Source organism: Natroniella sp. ANB-PHB2 (assembly GCF_046097105.1).
Lineage (GTDB): Bacteria > Bacillota > Halanaerobiia > Halobacteroidales > Halobacteroidaceae > Natroniella.
The window spans coordinates 1252869-1272254 of the sequence record NZ_CP175562.1 but is presented as its reverse complement, the minus strand read 5'-3'; the positions used below and the strand labels follow the sequence as shown (position 1 = coordinate 1272254).

Below are 19386 nucleotides of genomic sequence, written 5' to 3'. Positions count from 1 at the left end.
ATTTATGTTTTGAATTGTAACTATTAATTATTAAATGTTAAATATTAATTGACTTACCGAGGGGGTTAATTATGCCAAAGAGAGAAGATTTAAAGAAAGTAATGGTTATTGGATCTGGGCCAATTATTATTGGACAAGCAGCAGAGTTTGATTACTCAGGAAGCCAGGCTTGTCGTGCTTTAAAAGAAGAAGGTTTAGAAGTAGTCTTAATTAATAGTAACCCTGCTACAATTATGACCGATCGGAATATGGCCGATAGAGTATATATTGAGCCTTTAACTGTTAAGTATATTAGAGAGATTTTAAAGAAAGAGAGACCAGATGGTTTATTACCGACTTTAGGTGGCCAGACAGGATTGAATTTAGCGATTGATTTATCTAAGGACGGTATTTTAGATGAGTTAGGAATTGAACTGTTAGGAACACCTTTAGATACTATTCAACGTGCTGAAGATCGAGATACATTTAAGGCCTTGATGGATGACATAGGGGAGCCGATTTTAACCAGTCGGACTGCTACTACAATTGGTGAGGCTAAAAAGATTGCTAACAAGATAGGTTATCCAGTGATTGTAAGACCTGGTTATACGATGGGAGGAACTGGAGGTGGAGTTGCTAATAATCCAGATCAGTTAGATGAAATTGCAGCACGTGGTTTTAAGCATAGTTTGATTGGACAGATTCTGATTGAAAAGAGTATCAAAGGCTGGAAAGAGATTGAATATGAAGTAATGAGAGATGGCAATGATACCTGTATTACTATTTGTAATATGGAGAACTTTGATCCAGTTGGGATTCATACAGGCGATAGTATCGTCTTTGCTCCTAGTCAGACCTTATCTAATAAGGAAGCTCAGATGTTACGTTCTTCTTCACTAAAAATTATTAGAGCTTTAGGGATTGAAGGTGGTTGTAATGTTCAATTTGCTTTAGATCCAGATAGCTTTAAGTACAATATTATTGAAGTTAATCCACGGGTTAGTCGTTCTAGTGCTTTGGCTTCTAAGGCGACAGGTTATCCAATTGCTAAGGTGTCAGCCAAGATTGCTTTAGGATATACTTTAGATGAAATTGAAAATGCAATTACTAAGAAGACAACAGCTTGTTTTGAACCTACTCTTGATTATGTAGTGGCTAAGGTTCCACGTTGGCCCTTTGATAAATTTCATTATGCAGAGCGAGAATTAGGAACTCAGATGAAGGCAACTGGAGAGGTAATGGCGATTGAACGGACGATAGAAGCTTCTTTATTGAAAGCAGTTCGTTCTTTAGAGGTAGGAGCTTCTGGATTGAAGCATGAGGAAGTAGAAAGCTGGAGTGATGAACAATTAATAGAGAAATTAAAGATAGCAGATGATCGACGGATCTTTGTAATTGCTGAAGCACTCGGTCGAGATTGGAGTATTGAAAAGATTCATCAATTGACAGAGATTAATACTTTCTTCTTAGTTAAAATGAAGAATATTATTGACCTGGAAAGAAGGTTAGAAGAGGAAGGTTTAACTTCAGAGTTGATTAGAGAGGTTAAGCGGTTTGGTTTTTCTGATAAAGAGATTGGAATTTTGACCGATAAATCAGAGCAGGAGGTTAATCAATTCCGTAAAGAGCAGGAAATAGAAACTGCTTATAAGATGGTAGATACCTGTGCAGCTGAGTTCGAAGCAGAGACGCCTTATTATTACTCAACGTATGAGCGGACTAATGAATCAGAGGTTACAGATAAAAAGAAGGTGTTAGTCCTTGGTTCAGGGCCAATTCGAATTGGGCAGGGGATAGAATTTGATTATTGTAGTGTTCATTCTGCTTGGGCTTTACACGAAAAGGGATATGAATCAATTATTGTTAATAATAACCCTGAAACGGTAAGTACAGACTTTGATACTTCAGATAGGTTATACTTTGAGCCATTGACTAAAGAAGATGTGATGAATATTGTTGAGCTAGAGCAGCCAGAAGGGGTTGTGGTTCAGTTTGGAGGACAGACTTCTGTTAATTTAGCTAAGCCATTAGCAGAAGAAGGGGTCAATATCTTAGGAACATCAGTTAAAGCGATTGATTTAGCTGAAGATAGAGATAAGTTTATTAATTTATTAAATGAGTTAGAAATTCCAACTCCAATTGGTGATGTGGCTACTTCAATGGATGAAGCAGCTAAGATAGCTAATGAGATAGGTTACCCAGCTTTAGTACGTCCTTCTTATGTTTTAGGTGGTAGGGCAATGGAAGTTGTCTATGATGACCAAGAATTAGCAGAATATATGGAGAATGCCGTCAAGGTTTCACCAGATCATCCTATTTTAGTAGATAAGTATATGATCGGAAAAGAGATTGAAGTTGATGCTATTTCTGATGGTGAAGAAGTAATTATTCCAGGGATTATGGAGCATATTGAGCGGGCAGGGGTCCACTCAGGTGATAGTATTGCTGTCTACCCTGCTCAGACATTGACAGATGAGCAAGAAGTTAAGTTAGAGCAGTATACAAGAAAGTTGGCCCAGGCGCTAGATGTCAAAGGGTTGGTTAATATTCAATATGTCCTTCATGATGGAGAAATTTATGTTATTGAGGTCAACCCACGTTCAAGTAGAACTATTCCTTATTTGAGTAAGGTGACAGGGATACCGATGGTCAATTTAGCGACTAAAGCGATGTTAGGGGAGAAATTAAAAGGTTTGGGTTACCCAACGGGTTTATTGCCAAAGCAGGATCATGTAGCAGTTAAGGTGCCTGTCTTCTCATTCTCTAAATTAAGAAAGGTCGATACTAATCTAGGGCCAGAGATGAAATCAACAGGTGAGGTTTTAGGTTTAGATCAAGACTATAACAAGGCATTATATAAAGGGTTTGTAGCAGCAGATATAGATATTCCTAAAGAAGGTAGGGTTTTAGCTACTATTGCTGATAAGGATAAAGAAGAAGCGATATCTTATATTAAAGAGTTTGCTGAACTTGGTTTTGAAATTGTAGCTACTGCTGGAACTGCTGAAGTATTACAGGAGGTAGGAGTAGAAGTGGAGGAAGTTAAAAAAGTGTCTGAAGGTTCTCCACATGTCATTGATATGATAGAAGCAGATGAAGTTGATTTAGTGGTTAATACACTGACTAAAGGTAAAGTGCCTGCAAGGGATGGATTCCAGATCAGAAGAAATGCAGTAGAGATGGGAATTCCTTGTTTGACTTCGCTTGATACAACAAAGGCAATTTTGCGGGTGTTACAGAAGAATAAAAAAACAGGTGCTGAGGTAACTGTTCAAGCATTACAAGATTATGTATAAAATAAGTTGATAATTGATAATTGATAGTTGAGAGTTGATAGTTTTTGGCTTATATACCTGTGGTTAAAAATTGTAATTTAATGAGATTTAGTTTAAGTTTGAGTTTAAGGCTAAGTAAAAGCTAAATTCATTTGATTTCTTTAAATTCAACTTTAGCCTTAAACTTAAGCTACATATATTGAAAGGTTATATATTTATAAGCTTTTTAACTGTCAACTGCAAACTAAAAAAAGGGGGGAGTTCAATGGCACAAAGGGTGATCAGAGAAGTTGTCAAACAACAAAAGGTTGGCCCAGATTATTTTAAAATGGTAATTAAGGCACCAGAGATAGTAGCTCAGGCTAAGATTGGACAATTTGTACATATTAAATGGGTAGCTAAAAAGAGTGGCTTTGACCCATTATTAAGAAGGCCGATCAGTCTTAACCGGATTAATTACGAAGAAGAGACGATAACGCTTGTATATAGAGTTGTAGGCCGTGGAACAGAGGTATTATCTAGATTAGTAGCAGGGGATCAATTAGATATTATGGGACCATTAGGAACTGGATTTAGTATTTCTGAAGAGATTAATAGAGTAGTAGTTGTTGGAGGAGGAGTGGGAATTGCTCCTTTGTATCCTTTAGTCAATGAACTAATAAAAAAGAATAAGGAAGTAGTTTTATTATTAGGAGCAGAGAGTGCAGAAGAAGTAATAGATTTGAATAGTTTTCAAGAGTTTGATCTTAAATTGAAGGTTGCTACAATGGATGGTAGTTTAGGTAAAGAAGGTTTTGTAACTGATTATTTAGATGGGTTAGGGCAGGAGATAGATTATATTTATACCTGCGGGCCAACTTTGATGATGAAGGTTGTCAAAGATTGGGCAGTTAACTTTGATGTTGCCGGCCAAGCCTCCTTAGAAGAGCGAATGGGCTGTGGTACAGGTGCTTGTCTATCTTGTGTCTGCCAAGTTAAGATAGATGGCAAAGATGGTTGGACTTATAAAAAGGCCTGTACAGCAGGGCCAATTTTTCCACTGCGGGAGGTGATCTTTGATGAGTAACGTGAATTTAACAGTTGATTTGAATGGATTGGAATTAAAAAATCCAGTTACTACTGCCTCTGGTACTTTTGGCTTTGGTTTGGAATATAAGAATTATGTTGATTTAGATAAGTTAGGTGGAGTAATGGTCAAAGGAACTACTCTACAGCCTAAAAAAGGTAATCCTACGCCTAGAATTGCAGAGACACCTGCTGGAATGTTGAATGCTATTGGTCTGCAAAATCCTGGAGTTGATCATTTTATAAATCAGATCTTACCTGGGATTAAGGATAAGGAGTTTAAGACGATTGTTAATATTTCGGGAAATACTGTTGAGGATTATGCTAAGCTAGCTACTAAGTTGGCTGAGACAGAGATCGATGCAATCGAGATCAATATCTCTTGTCCTAATGTTAAAAAAGGTGGTCTAGCTTTTGGTACTGAGGCTGATATGGCAGCTTCAGTGGTCCAAGCAGTTCGAGCAGAGACATCATTGCCGTTGATTACTAAATTATCTCCAAATGTTGTTGATATAGCTGAGATTGCTCAAGCTGTAGAGGAAGCAGGAACGGATATTATTTCTTTAATCAATACATTATTAGGAATGAAGATTGATATTGAACGCCAAGAACCTATTTTGGCTAATAAGATAGGTGGTTTATCAGGGCCAGCAATTAAGCCAGTAGCAGTCAGAATGGTCTATCAAGTAGCACAAGCAGTTGATATTCCATTGATTGGAATGGGAGGTATTTCTACTGTTGAAGATGCAATTGAATTCTTTTTAGCAGGGGCCAATGCTATTTCGGTTGGAACTGCTAACTTTGTTAATCCAGAAGTTACAATGGAGATTTTAGAGGGGATAGAGAAGTATTTGCTGGAACATGATTACGAAGATATAAATGATATTGTAGGGAAAGCAATTGGGTAAAACATTGAATAATGAATATTTAATATTAAATAATTAAACCTCTCAAAAATAAATCTTAAAGGTTTTAAACTTCTAATTAGTAAATGTTCAATATTAAGTATTAAATATTAAATAGTATGCGGAGGGATTTTAAATGAAAGAGGAACAAGTAATTGAGATCTTTAAAGAGACTGGAGTTTTACAGGAAGGACATTTTAAATTAAGTTCAGGGTTGCACAGTGATCAATACTTACAGTGTGCTCAAGTGTTACAGCATCCGATTCATGCTCAGAAGTTAGCTGAGGGGTTAGCTGCTAAATTTGCTGATTTGGATATAGATCTAGTCGTTGGCCCTGCAATGGGAGGCGTTACTCTTGCTTATGCAGTAGGATTAGCTATGGAACAGAAAACTATGTTTACTGAACGGGAAAACGAAGAAATGACTCTACGAAGAGGGTTTAAAATTAATCCTGATGATAAAATTTTAGTGGTAGATGATGTTTTAACGACTGGTAAATCTGTGCGAGAAGTAATTGAGGTAATTGAACAGAATGGAGCTGAATTAGTAGCAGTGGGTACATTAGTAGACCGAAGTAATGGTCAGGTCGATTTTGGTGTTCTTACTGAGTCAATGTTAGCTGTGGATGTTAAGACGTATGATCCTGATGATTGTCCGATGTGTGAACAGGGATTAAAGATAGATAAACCAGGTAGTAGAGAGATTTAGGTTTGTTGGCCCCAGAAATGGGGCTTTTTTAAGTTTGAGGTTGGGTCTAAGTTTATGTAAAGGTATAAACTTAAGGTTTTAGCTCTTACTCACGCTTAAATTTAACCCTAACCTATGGCCGGAGGCCATTTTGTTTTTTTATACATAAATTTTAAGGGAAGTGTATATAATATATTTATAGATTGAATAATTTTCCTGAAAAAGAAGGTGAAAAGTAATTGGTCTAGAAAGAATATTAAAGGGAACTATTTTTTCTAGTAGTTAATTAAGCTTAGAATAGATATTAATTTAGTGAAAAGAGGTGAGCTGATGCAACAATATGTTTATGCCAATGAAGGGAGAGTATTGTTACGTGAAGCAACTGAGGATGATATATCTAAAATTTATGAGATGTATCAGGATACTACTCCTAAATTGTGGTGGAAAGATGAAGATTTAAGTAAGTTTCATGCTAACTTACTTAAAGAGGTTAATGGAAGGATGTTTGTAGCTGTATTAGATGATGCTGTGATTGGTTATGCTGAATTGATCTTGCCTGAATCTACCGAGGAACATGTTTATTTAGTTAGATTAGAGATACATGATGATTTTAGAAGAAGAAAATTTGGTATAGAATTAGTACGTTATACAGCTATTATTATGAAAGGCTTAGGTTATGAAGGTTATATTACTTGGCCTAATACTGATAAATCAAAAGGGCTTTATAAAAAGGTAGGATTAAAAGAGATTAAAGAAGAGCCTCAATTATCAGTTGAAATAGTTGCTCAAAGGGAGAATTTAGAAGTTGAAAAGATTGGAGAGTTGAATATTTCTGAGCGACCACAAGATTTAAATGTGATGGTTGGTTGTCCGTGGGCTAGGGATTATACTTGGTTAAAATCTTTTAAAGCCGGTCAAAAGAAATTATTAAATTATGTTGGCCCTTATGTTCACCAAGTGAAAGTTGATAATTTTGAAGCTGTTGTCTTGTTTAATGGGAGATCGGTATACATTTGTGCTCAAGAACAAGAGCTACCAGCTCAAATAATAGAGCAACTATTAGCATATGCTTCTAATTTGGCTTTAGACAATGATGTTGAGCAGTTACATATTAATATTGAGGAAGCAATTTGGTCTGAGATTGATTTATCTGATATTTGGGAGATTGAAAAGGAAGAAGAGCGTTTAGAAATGAAGATGGATTTTAACAGGTAGGCTTCTAAGCCTACCTGTTATTTTTTTATTATTAAGGAAATTATGCTTTTTAGAGGTTGTGAATAACTTTTAATAGTTTGTATTTGTTGGTTTTACTTAAACTCAATCTTAGACTTAAATTGAGTTGCCGGAGGCAACTTTTTTAATTAGTTACCTCCAAACTCTCAACTAATTTTTGGTCAGGGGTAACATATAAAGTAGTTTGATTTTCATAATAAACCATGCCTGGCTTGGCTCCTTTTGGTTTATTAACATGTTTAACTTGAGTATAATCGACTGGGACATTACTTGATTTTCTTCCTTTACTATAAAAAGCTGCAATTTGAGCTGCTTCCAATATTGTATCTTCAGGTATTTCATCTCTAGTATGATTTCTAATAATCACATGAGAACCTGGAATTTTTTTGACATGAAACCATAGATCTTGATTGTTGGCTATTTTTTTGGTTAATTTATCATTTTGTCGGTTATTTCTACCAACTAAAATATCATAACCCTCTGTTGATTTGAATTTTAATGGAGGTAGCTTCTTATCCCTTTTACTTTGATTCGATTTTTGTTCTTTAATATAACCTTCCTCGATTAATTCCTGATAAATTTCTTTTAACTCTGTAAGTGTTTCTGTTTGCTTAATATTAGTTTCTAACTGTTTCAAATAATTAATTTCATTTTTGGCTTTTCTGACTTCATTCTTAAGATATTTAATACTTCTTTTTGCTTTTTCATATTTTTTAAAATAATATTGGGCATTCTCAGCAGGGCTTAGTTTAGGATCTAGTTGAATTGTCAGTTCTTCATTGTTTTCTGAATAATAGTTTTGTAATTTGACTTTCTTCATTCCTTTTTCTAGTTGATAAATATTAGCAGTAATTAATTCTCCTTTTAACTGGTGTTTATCTGCATTATAAGCTCCTTTTAGCTGACCTTTAACTCGTCTATGCTTTTTATAAGCATTTTCTTTATTCTTTTCAATTGTGTTTTCCATCTTTCTTGTTAAGTTATTGATCTTTTTTCGAGTTATTCTATTTACGAAATAAAAGTTGAGTAAATGATTGATGGAATTGAATTTTTTCTTAGATATCTTATCAAATTGCTGTAGATCTAAAGCAGCATAAGCTTCAAAGTTACCTGATTTATCTAAGATAATTGTAGGGTCAAATTTTTCAGTGCTGACCTGTTCAAAAACTTCATTAAAGCTAGGCCAAAGCTGTTCAATTTGAGCATAGCTAGTTAAATCATCGTATTCGTTTACTGGACTACGATGAGCAATTTCGGTAGCCATCGTTGGCCCGATGCCGCGATAGCTTTTCATGATTGTTTTATAAAGGGGTTGGCCCGTTTTTTCTTCTAAGCTAGACTTAAATTCTTTTTGATCTGTGATTAATGGGTTTTTTTTGTCTTGCTTAGGAGGTGGTAAATATTTTTTGCCCGGTAATATTTCACGATAACGACTCATCTTTGATGTTATTCTCTTAATACTGTCTAGAATTTGACGGTCTTCTTTTAATAATATAATATTACTATGTCTTCCCATTAACTCTATAACTAAGGTTTTATCTTCTAAATCTCCTTGGTTATTTTTGTATTGGATTGTAATCTCTAGAATTCGTTCAAAATCAGGCTGTTTGATCTCTTTGATCCTGCCAGACTGTATATGTTTTCTAAGCAACATACAAAAAGCCGGTGGTTGTAAAGGGTTATCAAATTCTTGATCAGTAATATGAATGCGTGGTTCTTGTGGATTAGCAGATATTAGAAGTGTAATATTTTCTCCTGGTTGCCTAAGTTTAATGGTTAGTAAGTGTTTTTGTGGTTGATATATTTTATCAATTCTACCTTTAAGTAATTTTTTATTTAATTCAGATTTGATTGCTGCTAAGGTAACACCATCTAAAGCCATATTAACAACTCCTTCCTAAATTTCTTATCCTTATATTAACATGACAGTTAGTTTTTTTCAATCATATTTATAGGATTATCTTGTTAATAAGTAATTATAATTTTAAGTATTGAATCCTTTTATTATTTATCAGGTTATTTTTTGAAAAAGGACTGAATAATGATAATTATAGTAGAATAGTTAAATTCAAAATAATTAGGAGGGGGAGAAATGACTACAAAAAAAATATATAATTTAACCATTAAAGAAATTATGAAAAAGTTTGGAATAAATTATTTAGATAGTGGTTTGGATCCTAATCAGGTAGAGGAAAGATTGAAAACAATTGGTTTGAATAAAATTCCAGATAATAGTGGCTATTCTGTTTTGGGGTTGTTTTTTGAACAATTCAAAGATTTTATGGTTTTGGTTTTAATTGGGGCAATTATTATTTCAGGTTTCTTAGGGGAATTTGATGATGCAATTGCTATCTTAGCAATTGTTATTTTAAATGCAATTATGGGATTTGTACAAGAAATTAGAGCTGAAAGATCGCTACAAGCTTTAAAGGAGTTATCAGCACCCCAAGCAAAAGTTTTACGTGATGGTTCAATTGAAAAGATTCCATCTCAAGAATTAGTTCCAGGAGATATAATTCTAGTAGAAATGGGAGATAAAATCCCTGCTGATGCACGAATTATTAAGGAAAGTAATTTGAAAATTAATGAAGCATCACTTACTGGAGAGTCAATGGCAGTAAAAAAAGAAAATACAACTTTAGAAGGAAAAGTAGCAGTAGGAGATAGAAAAAATATGATTCATATGGGAACTGTAGTTACTAAAGGAAGAACTGAAGCTGTTGTTACAGCAACTGGTATTGATACTGAAATGGGAAAGATAGCAGATTTATTAAAGGAGTCTGAGGATAGTAAAACTCCACTGCAAGAGAGGTTAAATGATCTAGGGCAGTGGTTGGTATTAATCTGTTTTATTGCTTGTGTAGCAGTTGTAGGCTTAGGGGTTATTAAAGGTGAATCAACTTATAAAATGTTTTTAGCGGGAGTAAGTTTGGCGGTGGCAGCTATTCCTGAAGGTTTACCAGCAATTGTAACCTTGTCTTTAGCAATAGGTGTTCAAAGAATGATCAAAAGAAATGCCATAATTAGGAAGTTGCCGGCAGTCGAGACCTTAGGTTGTGCAACTGTAATCTGTTCTGATAAGACAGGAACATTAACTAAAAATGAAATGACTGTTCAACAGATATATACTCCTGATCAATTATATAATTGTCAATCAGAAGGGTTTGAACGAGTAGAATTAAGTAAGATATTAGAAATTGGTGCTATTTGTAACAACGCAAGGTTAAAAAGAGGGGATTCTGTATCAGGAAAAATTAATGAAGTTAAAGATTATTTTTTGGGAGAAGAATCTAAAAAAGAAGTAGTTGGTGATCCTACAGAAGCTGCTTTACTCTTAGCAGCTAATAAAGCAGGTTTAAAAAAAGAAGATTTAAGGAGCGAATTTTCTAAGATATTAGAGGTTCCATTCAGTTCTAATCGTAAAAGAATGTCTATTATTGGTAAGAAGGGAAGAGAATACGAACTATTCATTAAAGGAGCCCCTGATGTTTTATTAAAACGATGTACTAATTACATAGAAAACGGTCAAATTAAGAGATTGACTCCGACAGTTAAGAATAAAATCATTAAACAAAATGAGAAGTTAGCTAATCAAGCACTTAGAGTATTAGCAGTTGGTTATCGTAAATTAGGTAGTAATATAGATAAAAATAACTTAAAGAAATATGAAAATAATATTGTTTTTGCAGGGTTAGTAGGAATGATTGATCCTCCCAGATCACAAGTGAAGAGTGCAATCATGAATTGTAAAAAAGCTGGAATTACTCCTAAGATGGTAACTGGTGATCATAAGAATACAGCAGTGGCTATAGCAAAAGAATTAGAGTTATTAAACAAGGGAGGTCAAGTAGTAACTGGTAAAGAACTTTCTCAAATGAGTGATCAAAAGTTAAAAGAGCAGATAGATAAGATTGCTGTTTTTGCTCGTGTTGCCCCAGAGGATAAGTTAAGGATTGTAAGGATATTGCAGGAAAAGGGGCATGTAGTTGCAATGACTGGAGATGGTGTTAATGATGCTCCAGCAGTTAAGAAAGCAGACATTGGGATTGCAATGGGGGAGAATGGAACTGATGTTACTAAAGAGGCTTCTGCATTGATCTTAGCTGATGATAATTTTGCTACAATTGTAGCAGCAATAGAGGAAGGAAGAGCAATTTATGATAATATTCGTAAGTTTATTCGCTATTTGCTATCCTGTAACATTGGAGAGATATTGGCCATGTTTTTAACTTCATTATTAGGTTTGCCTTTACCATTGATTCCAATCCAAATCTTATGGGTTAATCTAGTAACAGATGGTTTACCAGCCTTAGCATTAGGGGTGGATCCTGCTGATGATGATATTATGGAGAGGCAGCCAAGAAGTAAAGAGGAAAGTATCTTTGCTCATGGCTTGAAGTGGAAGATAATTGGTCGAGGAATACTGATTGCCTTAGGAACAGTATTAGTTTTTCTATTTGGCATTAGATTTACCAATTCATTGGTGAAAGCTAGGACCTTAGCTTTTACGAACTTAGTAATAGCTCAATTATTCTTTGTATTTAGTTGTCGTTCAGAAGAGCATAGTTTATTAAGAATCAATCCCTTAAGCAATATATACCTACTAGGAGCAGTCGCTTTCTCTTTTGGGATGCATTATTTAGTATTACATCTTCCATTTCTTCAAGAAATCTTTAACACTACTGTATTAACTCGAGGAGAATGGGGGTTAATAATATTAGTTTCAGGAGGAAGTACATTAATGACTGAAATAGTTCAATTTATTATTAATTTATTCAAAAAGAATATTTCTCTGATTGACTTTGAAGAATCAGCAAGTAAAACTTGATGTTTTAACAATAGCTTTTAGATATTGGATTATGATTAAGCGTTTATTTTAATTTCTTAGCATTGAATTGCATATATAATTTTGTACAATTTATACTTTATAAAAACAGTCTTTTTTGTTATATCAACTGGTATGATTATGTTAGTCGCTCTTTCTGGGTATGTTATGCTCTCAGAAGTGGGCGACTTTTTATTTTATCTGGAAGTTTCAGTTATTTAGCTATATTGTGGATTAAAAATTACCATATAAAAAAGAGGGAATTTTACTTATTTTTTCCTTGACAATAGTCATAAAAGAAAGTATAATTACATACAAATAGAACTGACTGGTCAGTACTATGAAGAGGAGGGTATAATTTATGGAGTTAAATCTTGATTTAATCAAAAAAATTATTAAGAAGTATCCTAAAGTTATAATTATTTTTACAATCTTAGTAAGTGTATTTTTTGCTTACCATGCTTTGCAAGTCGAAATAAGTACAGATATTAAAGATATGTTTCCAGAGGATCATGCTACTTTAAATACATTTGAAGAGGTGGGAGATGATTATGGTGGTTCAGAATTTATAGTTTTAGTTTTAGAGGATGAAGATAATATAATAAACCTTGCTTCACTAAAAGATATTAATTATCTGACTCAAACCTTCGAAGAGTTAAGAGGGGTTAATGAAGTTAGAAGTATTACTAATATTGATGAGATTAGAGGAGTTGACTTTACTGTTGAAGTAGGAGAGTTTATCGAAGAGTTACCTCAAAGTGAAGTCGAGATAGAGAAGGTTAGAAGTAATTTAGTAGATAAAGATCGTTATTTAGGAATGTTAGTCTCTGAAGACTATGAAGCTGCTAATATTATATTACAGATTGCGCCTGATGCAGAGCAAGAGGAGGTTGTTGTTGCAGTTGAAGAGATTATAATGAATAGTGATTTGAGAAATAAAACCTATCTAACTGGAAGTCCTGTCTTAAGCCAACGAATGACTGAAAGAATGCGTGATGATATAAGTAAGTTATTCCCGTTTGTTGTGATTGTAGTTTTGCTACTTTTATATGGTAGTTTTAAGAGTAAACGTGGAGTCTTTATGCCACTTTTAGTTGTATTATTAAGTGTAGTTTGGACGATTGGATTGATCTCACTATCTGGGCGTGAACTTTCCATGGTTAGCAATGCATTGCCAGTTTTATTAGTAAGCGTTGGTAGTGCTTATTCAATTCATTTTTTACTTCATTTTTATGAGGATTTAGAAGAGGGGTTTGCTAAGTTAAAAGCAATTGCTTCGAGTATTAATTTAGTTGGAGTCGCAATTATTATGGCTGGTTCAACAACAATGATTGGTTTTTCATCTTTAATCTTTTCTGAATTAACAATTTTGAGAGAAGTAGGAGCATTTGCAGCATTTGGTGTATTTACTGCTTTATTATTATCAATTACTTTTTTACCAGCCTGTCTTTTAGTAATGAAAGCTCCTAGTCATTTTGCAGCAGTTGAAGAAAGGCCTTTAATTGATAGTTTCTTTTCTTGGATATATAAATTTGTAGATAGTCGTTATAAGGAAGTTTTGCTAGGTTCAATTATTTTAGTAGTAATAGCATTATTAGCAATTCCAAGAATAGTACCTGAAACAAATTATATTGCTTTTTTTGAAGAGGGAAGTGAGATGGTTGAAGCAGATAATTTGATTAATGACAAGTTTGGAGGAGCAACGCCTTTTGATATTGTAGTTGATACAGGGGAAACTGATGGAGTTGAAGAGGTTGAGTTTTTAAAAGAGATAGAAGAGTTTCAAGCAAAATTAGAAGAGCATGAGATGTTAAGTAACTCTATTTCAGTCGTTGACTTATTAGCTGAGACTAATCAGGCTTTAAATGAAGGGTTAGAGGAGTTTAATGTTTTACCGCAACATGGGATTGCTCAGTATTTAATGTTACTATCTTCTGGTGAGGGTAATATTTTAGAGAATGTGATCGATTTTGATCACCAAGAGACAAAAATATCAGTTATGGTTTCAGAAGCTGATAATAGCCAAAAGGTAGCAGAACTTGTAAGTTATGTTGAAGACTTAATTGAAGAGGAATTAAGCGGTTATGAAGTGACATTTACTGGGGTGCCAGTATTGAGCAATGAATTGACTAATATGGTAATTACAAGTCAGATTAGAAGTTTAATTGCTTCTGTATTCTTTGCATTTTTAATAACTAGTATTTTGTTAAAGTCACTTATTAAAGGTTTAGCTTGTAGTTTGCCAGTAGCTTTGACTGTTATCTTTAACTTTGGGATTATGGGTTGGACAGATGTTTCACTTAATGTAGCTACTAGTATGATTGCTAGTGTGGCAGTAGGTATTGGTGTTGATTATAGTATTCATTTTTATACTCGTTACTTAGATGAGAGAAGAAAAGGGTTTTCTTTAGAAGAGGCTTTAAAGGATGCTATTTTTACTATTGGCCGGGCCAATTATTTTAATGCAATTGCAGTAATTGCAGGGTTTTTAGTATTATTGTTTTCATCAATTCCACCACTTAGAAGCTTTGGTCTGTTAACTTCGATTACGATGGTTTTCTCTTTCTTTGGGGCGATGGTCTTTTTACCAGCATTGATTTTGTTTAGAGAGAGAGTTGTTTTAGGTAATAATGAGAGTGCAACAGTTATAAATAAAGATTAAAAAATGGAGGGATAATTTATGAAGAAGGATCTGTTAAGTTTTTTGTTAATTTCTTTATTGGTGTTTAGTCTATCAGGTGTAGTATCAGCAGAGTTAACTGGAAATGATATTTTAGATAAGGTAGAAGAATCGATTAGTGCTACTACTTCACAAATTGAGATGCAGATGGAACTTCATAGTGGTGGAAGAGTAAGAGAAAGAAGACTTAAGATTGAAAGAATGGAAGGGGCAAATAAGGATAAGTCTTTAATTCGTTTTTCTGAGCCTGCTAGTGTAGAAGGAACTGCCTTTTTATCGTTAGATGAAAAAGATAGTGATGATGACGACATGTACTTATTCATGCCGGCTCTTGGTAATGTAAGAAGAATTGCTGGTAGTCAAAGAAATGGTAGCTTTGTAGGAACAGACTTTACTTATAATGATCTTTCATTACTTGGAGGTGGTAGCTATGAAGATGATTATGATGCTACTATCTTAGAAGAGAAAGAGGATGAATATATCTTAAAGATAGTTCCAACTGATGATGATATAGACTATTCTTATGGTAAAATGTGGGTTACTAAAAGTAACTGGTTCCCAGAAAGAGTTGAGTTTTATGATCAAGATGAAGAATTAGAAAAAGTTTTAATTAATGAAGATATCAAACAGATTGATGGTTACTGGACAGCTGACCAAATAACGATGGAAGATGTTCAAAATGAAACAAAGACAGTTTTGTTCTTAGATGATATTATCTATGATGAAGATTTAGATTCAAGAACATTTACTACTAGGAACTTAAGAAGATACTAATAATAACAAAAAAACAGGAGGGGTAAAGATGAGAAAGGTTATTTTGTTAACTTTAGTTTTATTATTGACCTTTACAACGATGGGTTTTGCTGCTGAGGTTTCTGGTTCCTTAGATAGTCATCTTACAGTTGATATTGATGAAGAAGAATTAGATGGTAAGACAGAGTTTAATTTAATTATAGAAGATGACTTTGGTTTTGATGCTGATATGAAGGTTGATTTAGGTTTTTTATTACATGAGAATTATGAGAATGAAGTTAGAATTAACGAAGCATATCTAAATTATTATACGATGAATAGTGATTGGCGATTAGGTAAACAGGAGATTAACTGGGGTAGTGGCTATAAGTTAAATCCTACAAGTTATTTTAATCCTCAAAATTTAAAAGCATTCGATCTAATTGATGAAAACTTAGCTGTTAGGGCAGTTAAGAGTACTTATTATACAGCAGGTGGTTTAGAAATTAGTGGAGTAGTAGCTCCTTTCTTTAAAGGTAATGGGGATTTGGAAGAAACAGAGAAAATAGCAGACAAATTTGCTAAAGAATTATCAACTGAAAAACTATCTTTTGATGATTCAGCTAATGATATAGAAAATGAATTAAGTGATATTCAAGCAGGGGCTAAGCTTACTAATCGTGGATTTAAAGGTTATGATATCTCATTAAGTGCTTATCATGGTTATGATTTGTTACCGTCAATGATTGGAGCAGATAATGACGAAAATCTATTATTAGAGTATCCAGAGGTTAACAAGTTAGGATTTGACTTGATTGGGGATGTAAAAGATATTGGAATTTGGTCGGAAATTGTGTATAATATATATAGTGAAGACTATTATGATGATACACTAAATTTAGTTGTAGGTGCAGATTATAATTTTGATAATGATCTCTACCTAGTTGGCCAGTTTTATTATCGGGGCGAAAGAGTAGAACAAGAGCCAGAAATTCAAGCTTTAAATCTTTACTTTTCTAAGCCAGCCTTTGACTTTCATGAAGTCGAGTTTACAACACTTTATGACTTAGAGAGTGGTTCATATATGATTAAGCCACAATATAATCATTCTTTAGTTGATTCAATAGAGTTGCAACTTGGTGCTAAAATAGTTGATATTGATATTGATGATGAATTGGAAGGTTTCTCTTTTGGAGATAGTTTAGGTTCAAATAGTATCTATACTCGTTTAAATGTTAATTTTTAACTTAAAAGAAGTTCAAAGGGTTGGCTACTTTGCCAACCCTATTCAGATTAAAAGGAGTTGTTAGTTATGCATCCTAAAAAAGAAAGAATTATTAAGGCAGCAATTAAGAAGTTTTCTCATCAAGGAGTAAGTAATACAACTGTACAAGAGATTGCTAAGGAGGCAGGGGTTGGTAAGGGGACAATCTATCGTTATTTTGAGAATAAAGAAGATTTAAGCCATTCATTAGTTGAACTTGGGATTAAACGATTGACTGATAGAATAAAAGTCAGGATTGAAAATTTGGATAATCCTATAAATAAGCTAGAAGTAATTATTGAGACAAAATTAGAGTTTTATAGTCAATATTATGATTATGGTAAGTACTTAATTAGAGAGATATGGGGACATAAAGATAGCTTTGAAAAACATATTAAAAAGATTAGAGAACTACATACTGTAATAATTGAAGATATTATTAAAGAAGGTATTGATCAGGGTAAGTTTAAAGATTTAAATGTTGAAACTGCAGCAGTTTCATTAATTGGTGCGGTTAATATTAATGTTTTACATTGGGTTATGTTTAGCGAAGAATTTTTAATTGATGAGATTAAGGAAGATATTATGGAAATTTATTTTTCTGGGTTGTTAAAACCTTAGATTCTAAAGTGTTTTTTATTAAAAATGAATCCGATGAAGATATAAATTGGTAAGGGGAAGTAATGAAGAAGTTGATATTAAAAATGTGTGGAGTTAATAAAGGAGAGTAGTTGGAAGAGTAAATAATATATTTGATAGAATATCAGAGGTTGTTTAAGGTTAGTATATTAAATAAATAAAATGCTTGACATTATAATCTATAAATGTTATTCTATTAATTGTCGCTTGCAAGAGATATAGGAATTTAATCTCTTCTTGACAAGTTTGACCTAATATGTTAAATTATTAGTTATGCTAGTCAAGGGAGAAAAGTTTTAAATTTTTCTTGACAAGCTTGAAGTAGAGTGATATACTACTCGATGTTGTCGCAAAAAAAGATCAGCGACAAAAAAGATTTCAGAAAAGTTCTTGACAGACAAGAGTGAATTTGATATTATATTAATTGTCGCTTGAGAAAGTGACAGAAAAATTGAACAAGCAATTCGGTCTTTGAAAACTAAACAATGCAATGTTTCAACTAAGCAAGAAGAGCTAGTCAAACTCGTAATCAATGTGCTTTTGCACATGATATAAACTTTAATTGAGAGTTTGATCCTGGCTCAGGACGAACGCTGGCGGCGTGCTTAACACATGCAAGTCGAGCGAGAAAGCTACCTTCGGGTAGTGAGTAAAGCGGCGGACGGGTGAGTAACGCGTGGGAACATACCTTTAAGACTGGGATAACTTCTTGAAAAGGAAGCTAATACCGGATAAACTCCTTTCGGAGCAAAGATGGCTTTTATGCTATCACTTAAAGATTGGCCCGCGTCCCATTAGCTAGTTGGTGAGATAACAGCTCACCAAGGCAACAATGGGTAGCCGACCTGAGAGGGTGATCGGCCACACTGGGACTGAGACACGGCCCAGACTCCTACGGGAGGCTGCAGTGGGGAATCTTCCGCAATGGACGAAAGTCTGACGGAGCAACGCCGCGTGAGTGAAGAAGGTCTTCGGATCGTAAAGCTCTGTCTTTAGGGAAGAATACTTTAATTGTGAATAACAGTTAGGGTTGACGGTACCTTTAAAGGAAGCCCTGGCTAACTACGTGCCAGCAGCCGCGGTAATACGTAGAGGGCAAGCGTTGTCCGGAATCATTGGGCGTAAAGGGTACGCAGGCGGTCTAGTAAGTCAGAGGTGAAATCCACCGACTCAATCGGTGAACTGCCTTTGAAACTACTAGACTTGAGGATAAGGGAAGAAAGTGGAATTCCTAGTGTAGTGGTGAAATACGTAGATATTAGGAAGAACATCAATGGCGAAGGCAACTTTCTATCTTATACCTGACGCTGAGGTACGAAAGCTAGGGGAGCAAACGGGATTAGATACCCCGGTAGTCCTAGCCGTAAACGCTGGATACTAGGTGTTGGGGGTTCGACCCCCTCGGTGCCGGAGTTAACGCATTAAGTATCCCGCCTGGGGATTACGACCGCAAGGTTGAAACTCAAAGGAATTGACGGGGGCCCGCACAAGCGGCGGAGCATGTGGTTTAATTCGAAGCAACGCGAAGAACCTTACCAGAACTTGACATCCCGTGACTACCTGTGAAAGCAGGGTATAGTCCTTTGGACTACACGAAGACAGGTGGTGCATGGCTGTCGTCAGCTCGTGTCGTGAGATGTTGGGTTAAGTCCCGCAACGAGCGCAACCCCTGTCCTTAGTTGCCAGCACGTCAAGGTGGGGACTCTAAGGAGACTGCCGCGGAAAAACGCGGAGGAAGGTGGGGATGACGTCAAGTCATCATGCCCCTTATGTTCTGGGCTACACACGTGCTACAATGGTCTGTACAGAAGGAAGCGATACCGCAAGGTTTAGCAAATCCTGAAAAGCAGATCTCAGTTCGGATTGCAGGCTGCAACTCGCCTGCATGAAGCTGGAGTCGCTAGTAATCGTGGATCAGAATGCCACGGTGAATACGTTCCCGGGCCTTGTACACACCGCCCGTCACACCACCCGAGTTGGGGGCACCAGAAGTCGTCTAAGGACGCCGAAGGTGTGCCTGGTAAGGGGGGTGAAGTCGTAACAAGGTAGCCGTACCGGAAGGTGCAGCTGGATCACCTCCTTTCTAAGGAGTTATTTCAAC

The 19386-nt window shown here is 34.9% G+C and carries 11 protein-coding genes and 1 rRNA gene; 11 read left to right on the top strand and 1 reads right to left on the bottom strand.

Annotated elements, in window-relative coordinates:
* Nucleotides 1-71 precede the first annotated feature (71 nt).
* The 5 genes from carB to ACKF5P_RS06315 all read left to right on the top strand — a co-directional run bounded on the left by carB (nucleotide 72) and on the right by ACKF5P_RS06315 (nucleotide 7127).
* Nucleotides 72-3275 (top strand): carbamoyl-phosphate synthase large subunit, encoded by a 3204-nt coding sequence (carB, locus tag ACKF5P_RS06335; protein ID WP_408954372.1) that lies wholly within the window; start codon nucleotides 72-74, stop codon nucleotides 3273-3275.
* Nucleotides 3276-3519: 244 nt separating this feature from the next.
* Complete coding sequence (locus ACKF5P_RS06330; protein WP_408954371.1) at nucleotides 3520-4320, top strand: dihydroorotate dehydrogenase electron transfer subunit; 801 nt, start codon at nucleotides 3520-3522, stop codon at nucleotides 4318-4320.
* Nucleotides 4313-5227, top strand: coding sequence for a dihydroorotate dehydrogenase (locus ACKF5P_RS06325; RefSeq protein ID WP_408954370.1), 915 nt, complete (start codon nucleotides 4313-4315; stop codon nucleotides 5225-5227). The genes ACKF5P_RS06330 and ACKF5P_RS06325 overlap by 8 nt, the downstream gene beginning before the upstream one ends.
* A gap of 133 nt (nucleotides 5228-5360) precedes the next feature.
* Nucleotides 5361-5933: an orotate phosphoribosyltransferase gene (gene pyrE, locus ACKF5P_RS06320; RefSeq protein ID WP_408954369.1), complete on the top strand. Its 573-nt coding sequence runs from the start codon at nucleotides 5361-5363 to the stop codon at nucleotides 5931-5933.
* Between the two features lie 309 nt (nucleotides 5934-6242).
* On the top strand, nucleotides 6243-7127 hold the full coding sequence (locus tag ACKF5P_RS06315; protein WP_408954368.1) for an N-acetyltransferase family protein: 885 nt from the start codon (nucleotides 6243-6245) through the stop codon (nucleotides 7125-7127).
* A gap of 142 nt (nucleotides 7128-7269) precedes the next feature.
* Here ACKF5P_RS06315 and ACKF5P_RS06310 read toward each other — a convergent pair whose 3' ends face one another.
* Nucleotides 7270-9027 carry an NFACT family protein gene (locus ACKF5P_RS06310; protein WP_408954367.1) on the bottom strand — a complete coding sequence of 586 codons (1758 nt, stop codon included), beginning with the start codon at nucleotides 9025-9027 and terminating at the stop codon, nucleotides 7270-7272.
* Nucleotides 9028-9237: 210 nt separating this feature from the next.
* Here ACKF5P_RS06310 and ACKF5P_RS06305 point away from each other — a divergent pair, with 210 nt between their 5' ends.
* From ACKF5P_RS06305 to ACKF5P_RS06280, 6 genes are all read left to right on the top strand, one after another.
* The gene (locus tag ACKF5P_RS06305) at nucleotides 9238-11973 is read left to right on the top strand and encodes a calcium-transporting P-type ATPase, PMR1-type (RefSeq protein WP_408954366.1); all 2736 of its coding nucleotides are present in this window, start codon (nucleotides 9238-9240) and stop codon (nucleotides 11971-11973) included.
* A 358-nt stretch (nucleotides 11974-12331) separates the two neighbouring features.
* Nucleotides 12332-14632 (top strand): efflux RND transporter permease subunit, encoded by a 2301-nt coding sequence (locus ACKF5P_RS06300; protein WP_408954365.1) that lies wholly within the window; start codon nucleotides 12332-12334, stop codon nucleotides 14630-14632.
* Nucleotides 14633-14650: 18 nt separating this feature from the next.
* On the top strand, nucleotides 14651-15424 hold the full coding sequence (locus tag ACKF5P_RS06295; protein ID WP_408954364.1) for an outer membrane lipoprotein-sorting protein: 774 nt from the start codon (nucleotides 14651-14653) through the stop codon (nucleotides 15422-15424).
* Between the two features lie 28 nt (nucleotides 15425-15452).
* Entirely contained in the window at nucleotides 15453-16628 is a 1176-nt protein-coding gene (locus tag ACKF5P_RS06290) for a hypothetical protein (protein ID WP_408954363.1), read from the top strand.
* A gap of 66 nt (nucleotides 16629-16694) precedes the next feature.
* On the top strand, nucleotides 16695-17267 hold the full coding sequence (locus ACKF5P_RS06285; protein ID WP_408954362.1) for a TetR/AcrR family transcriptional regulator: 573 nt from the start codon (nucleotides 16695-16697) through the stop codon (nucleotides 17265-17267).
* Between the two features lie 576 nt (nucleotides 17268-17843).
* Nucleotides 17844-19368, top strand: a 16S ribosomal RNA gene (locus ACKF5P_RS06280).
* Nucleotides 19369-19386 lie beyond the last annotated feature (18 nt).

Excerpts from the sequence above, each read along its gene's own strand:
- ACKF5P_RS06315 (WP_408954368.1), top strand. The coding sequence starts at position 6,243 with ATGCAACAATATGTTTATGCCAATGAAGGGAGAGTATTGTTACGTGAA.
- ACKF5P_RS06330 (WP_408954371.1), top strand. The coding sequence starts at position 3,520 with ATGGCACAAAGGGTGATCAGAGAAGTTGTCAAACAACAAAAGGTTGGC.
- ACKF5P_RS06295 (WP_408954364.1), top strand. The coding sequence starts at position 14,651 with ATGAAGAAGGATCTGTTAAGTTTTTTGTTAATTTCTTTATTGGTGTTT.
- ACKF5P_RS06310 (WP_408954367.1), bottom strand. The coding sequence starts at position 9,027 with ATGGCTTTAGATGGTGTTACCTTAGCAGCAATCAAATCTGAATTAAAT.
- ACKF5P_RS06285 (WP_408954362.1), top strand. The coding sequence starts at position 16,695 with ATGCATCCTAAAAAAGAAAGAATTATTAAGGCAGCAATTAAGAAGTTT.
- pyrE (WP_408954369.1), top strand. The coding sequence starts at position 5,361 with ATGAAAGAGGAACAAGTAATTGAGATCTTTAAAGAGACTGGAGTTTTA.
- ACKF5P_RS06290 (WP_408954363.1), top strand. The coding sequence starts at position 15,453 with ATGAGAAAGGTTATTTTGTTAACTTTAGTTTTATTATTGACCTTTACA.
- ACKF5P_RS06325 (WP_408954370.1), top strand. The coding sequence starts at position 4,313 with ATGAGTAACGTGAATTTAACAGTTGATTTGAATGGATTGGAATTAAAA.
- ACKF5P_RS06305 (WP_408954366.1), top strand. The coding sequence starts at position 9,238 with ATGACTACAAAAAAAATATATAATTTAACCATTAAAGAAATTATGAAA.
- ACKF5P_RS06300 (WP_408954365.1), top strand. The coding sequence starts at position 12,332 with ATGGAGTTAAATCTTGATTTAATCAAAAAAATTATTAAGAAGTATCCT.
- carB (WP_408954372.1), top strand. The coding sequence starts at position 72 with ATGCCAAAGAGAGAAGATTTAAAGAAAGTAATGGTTATTGGATCTGGG.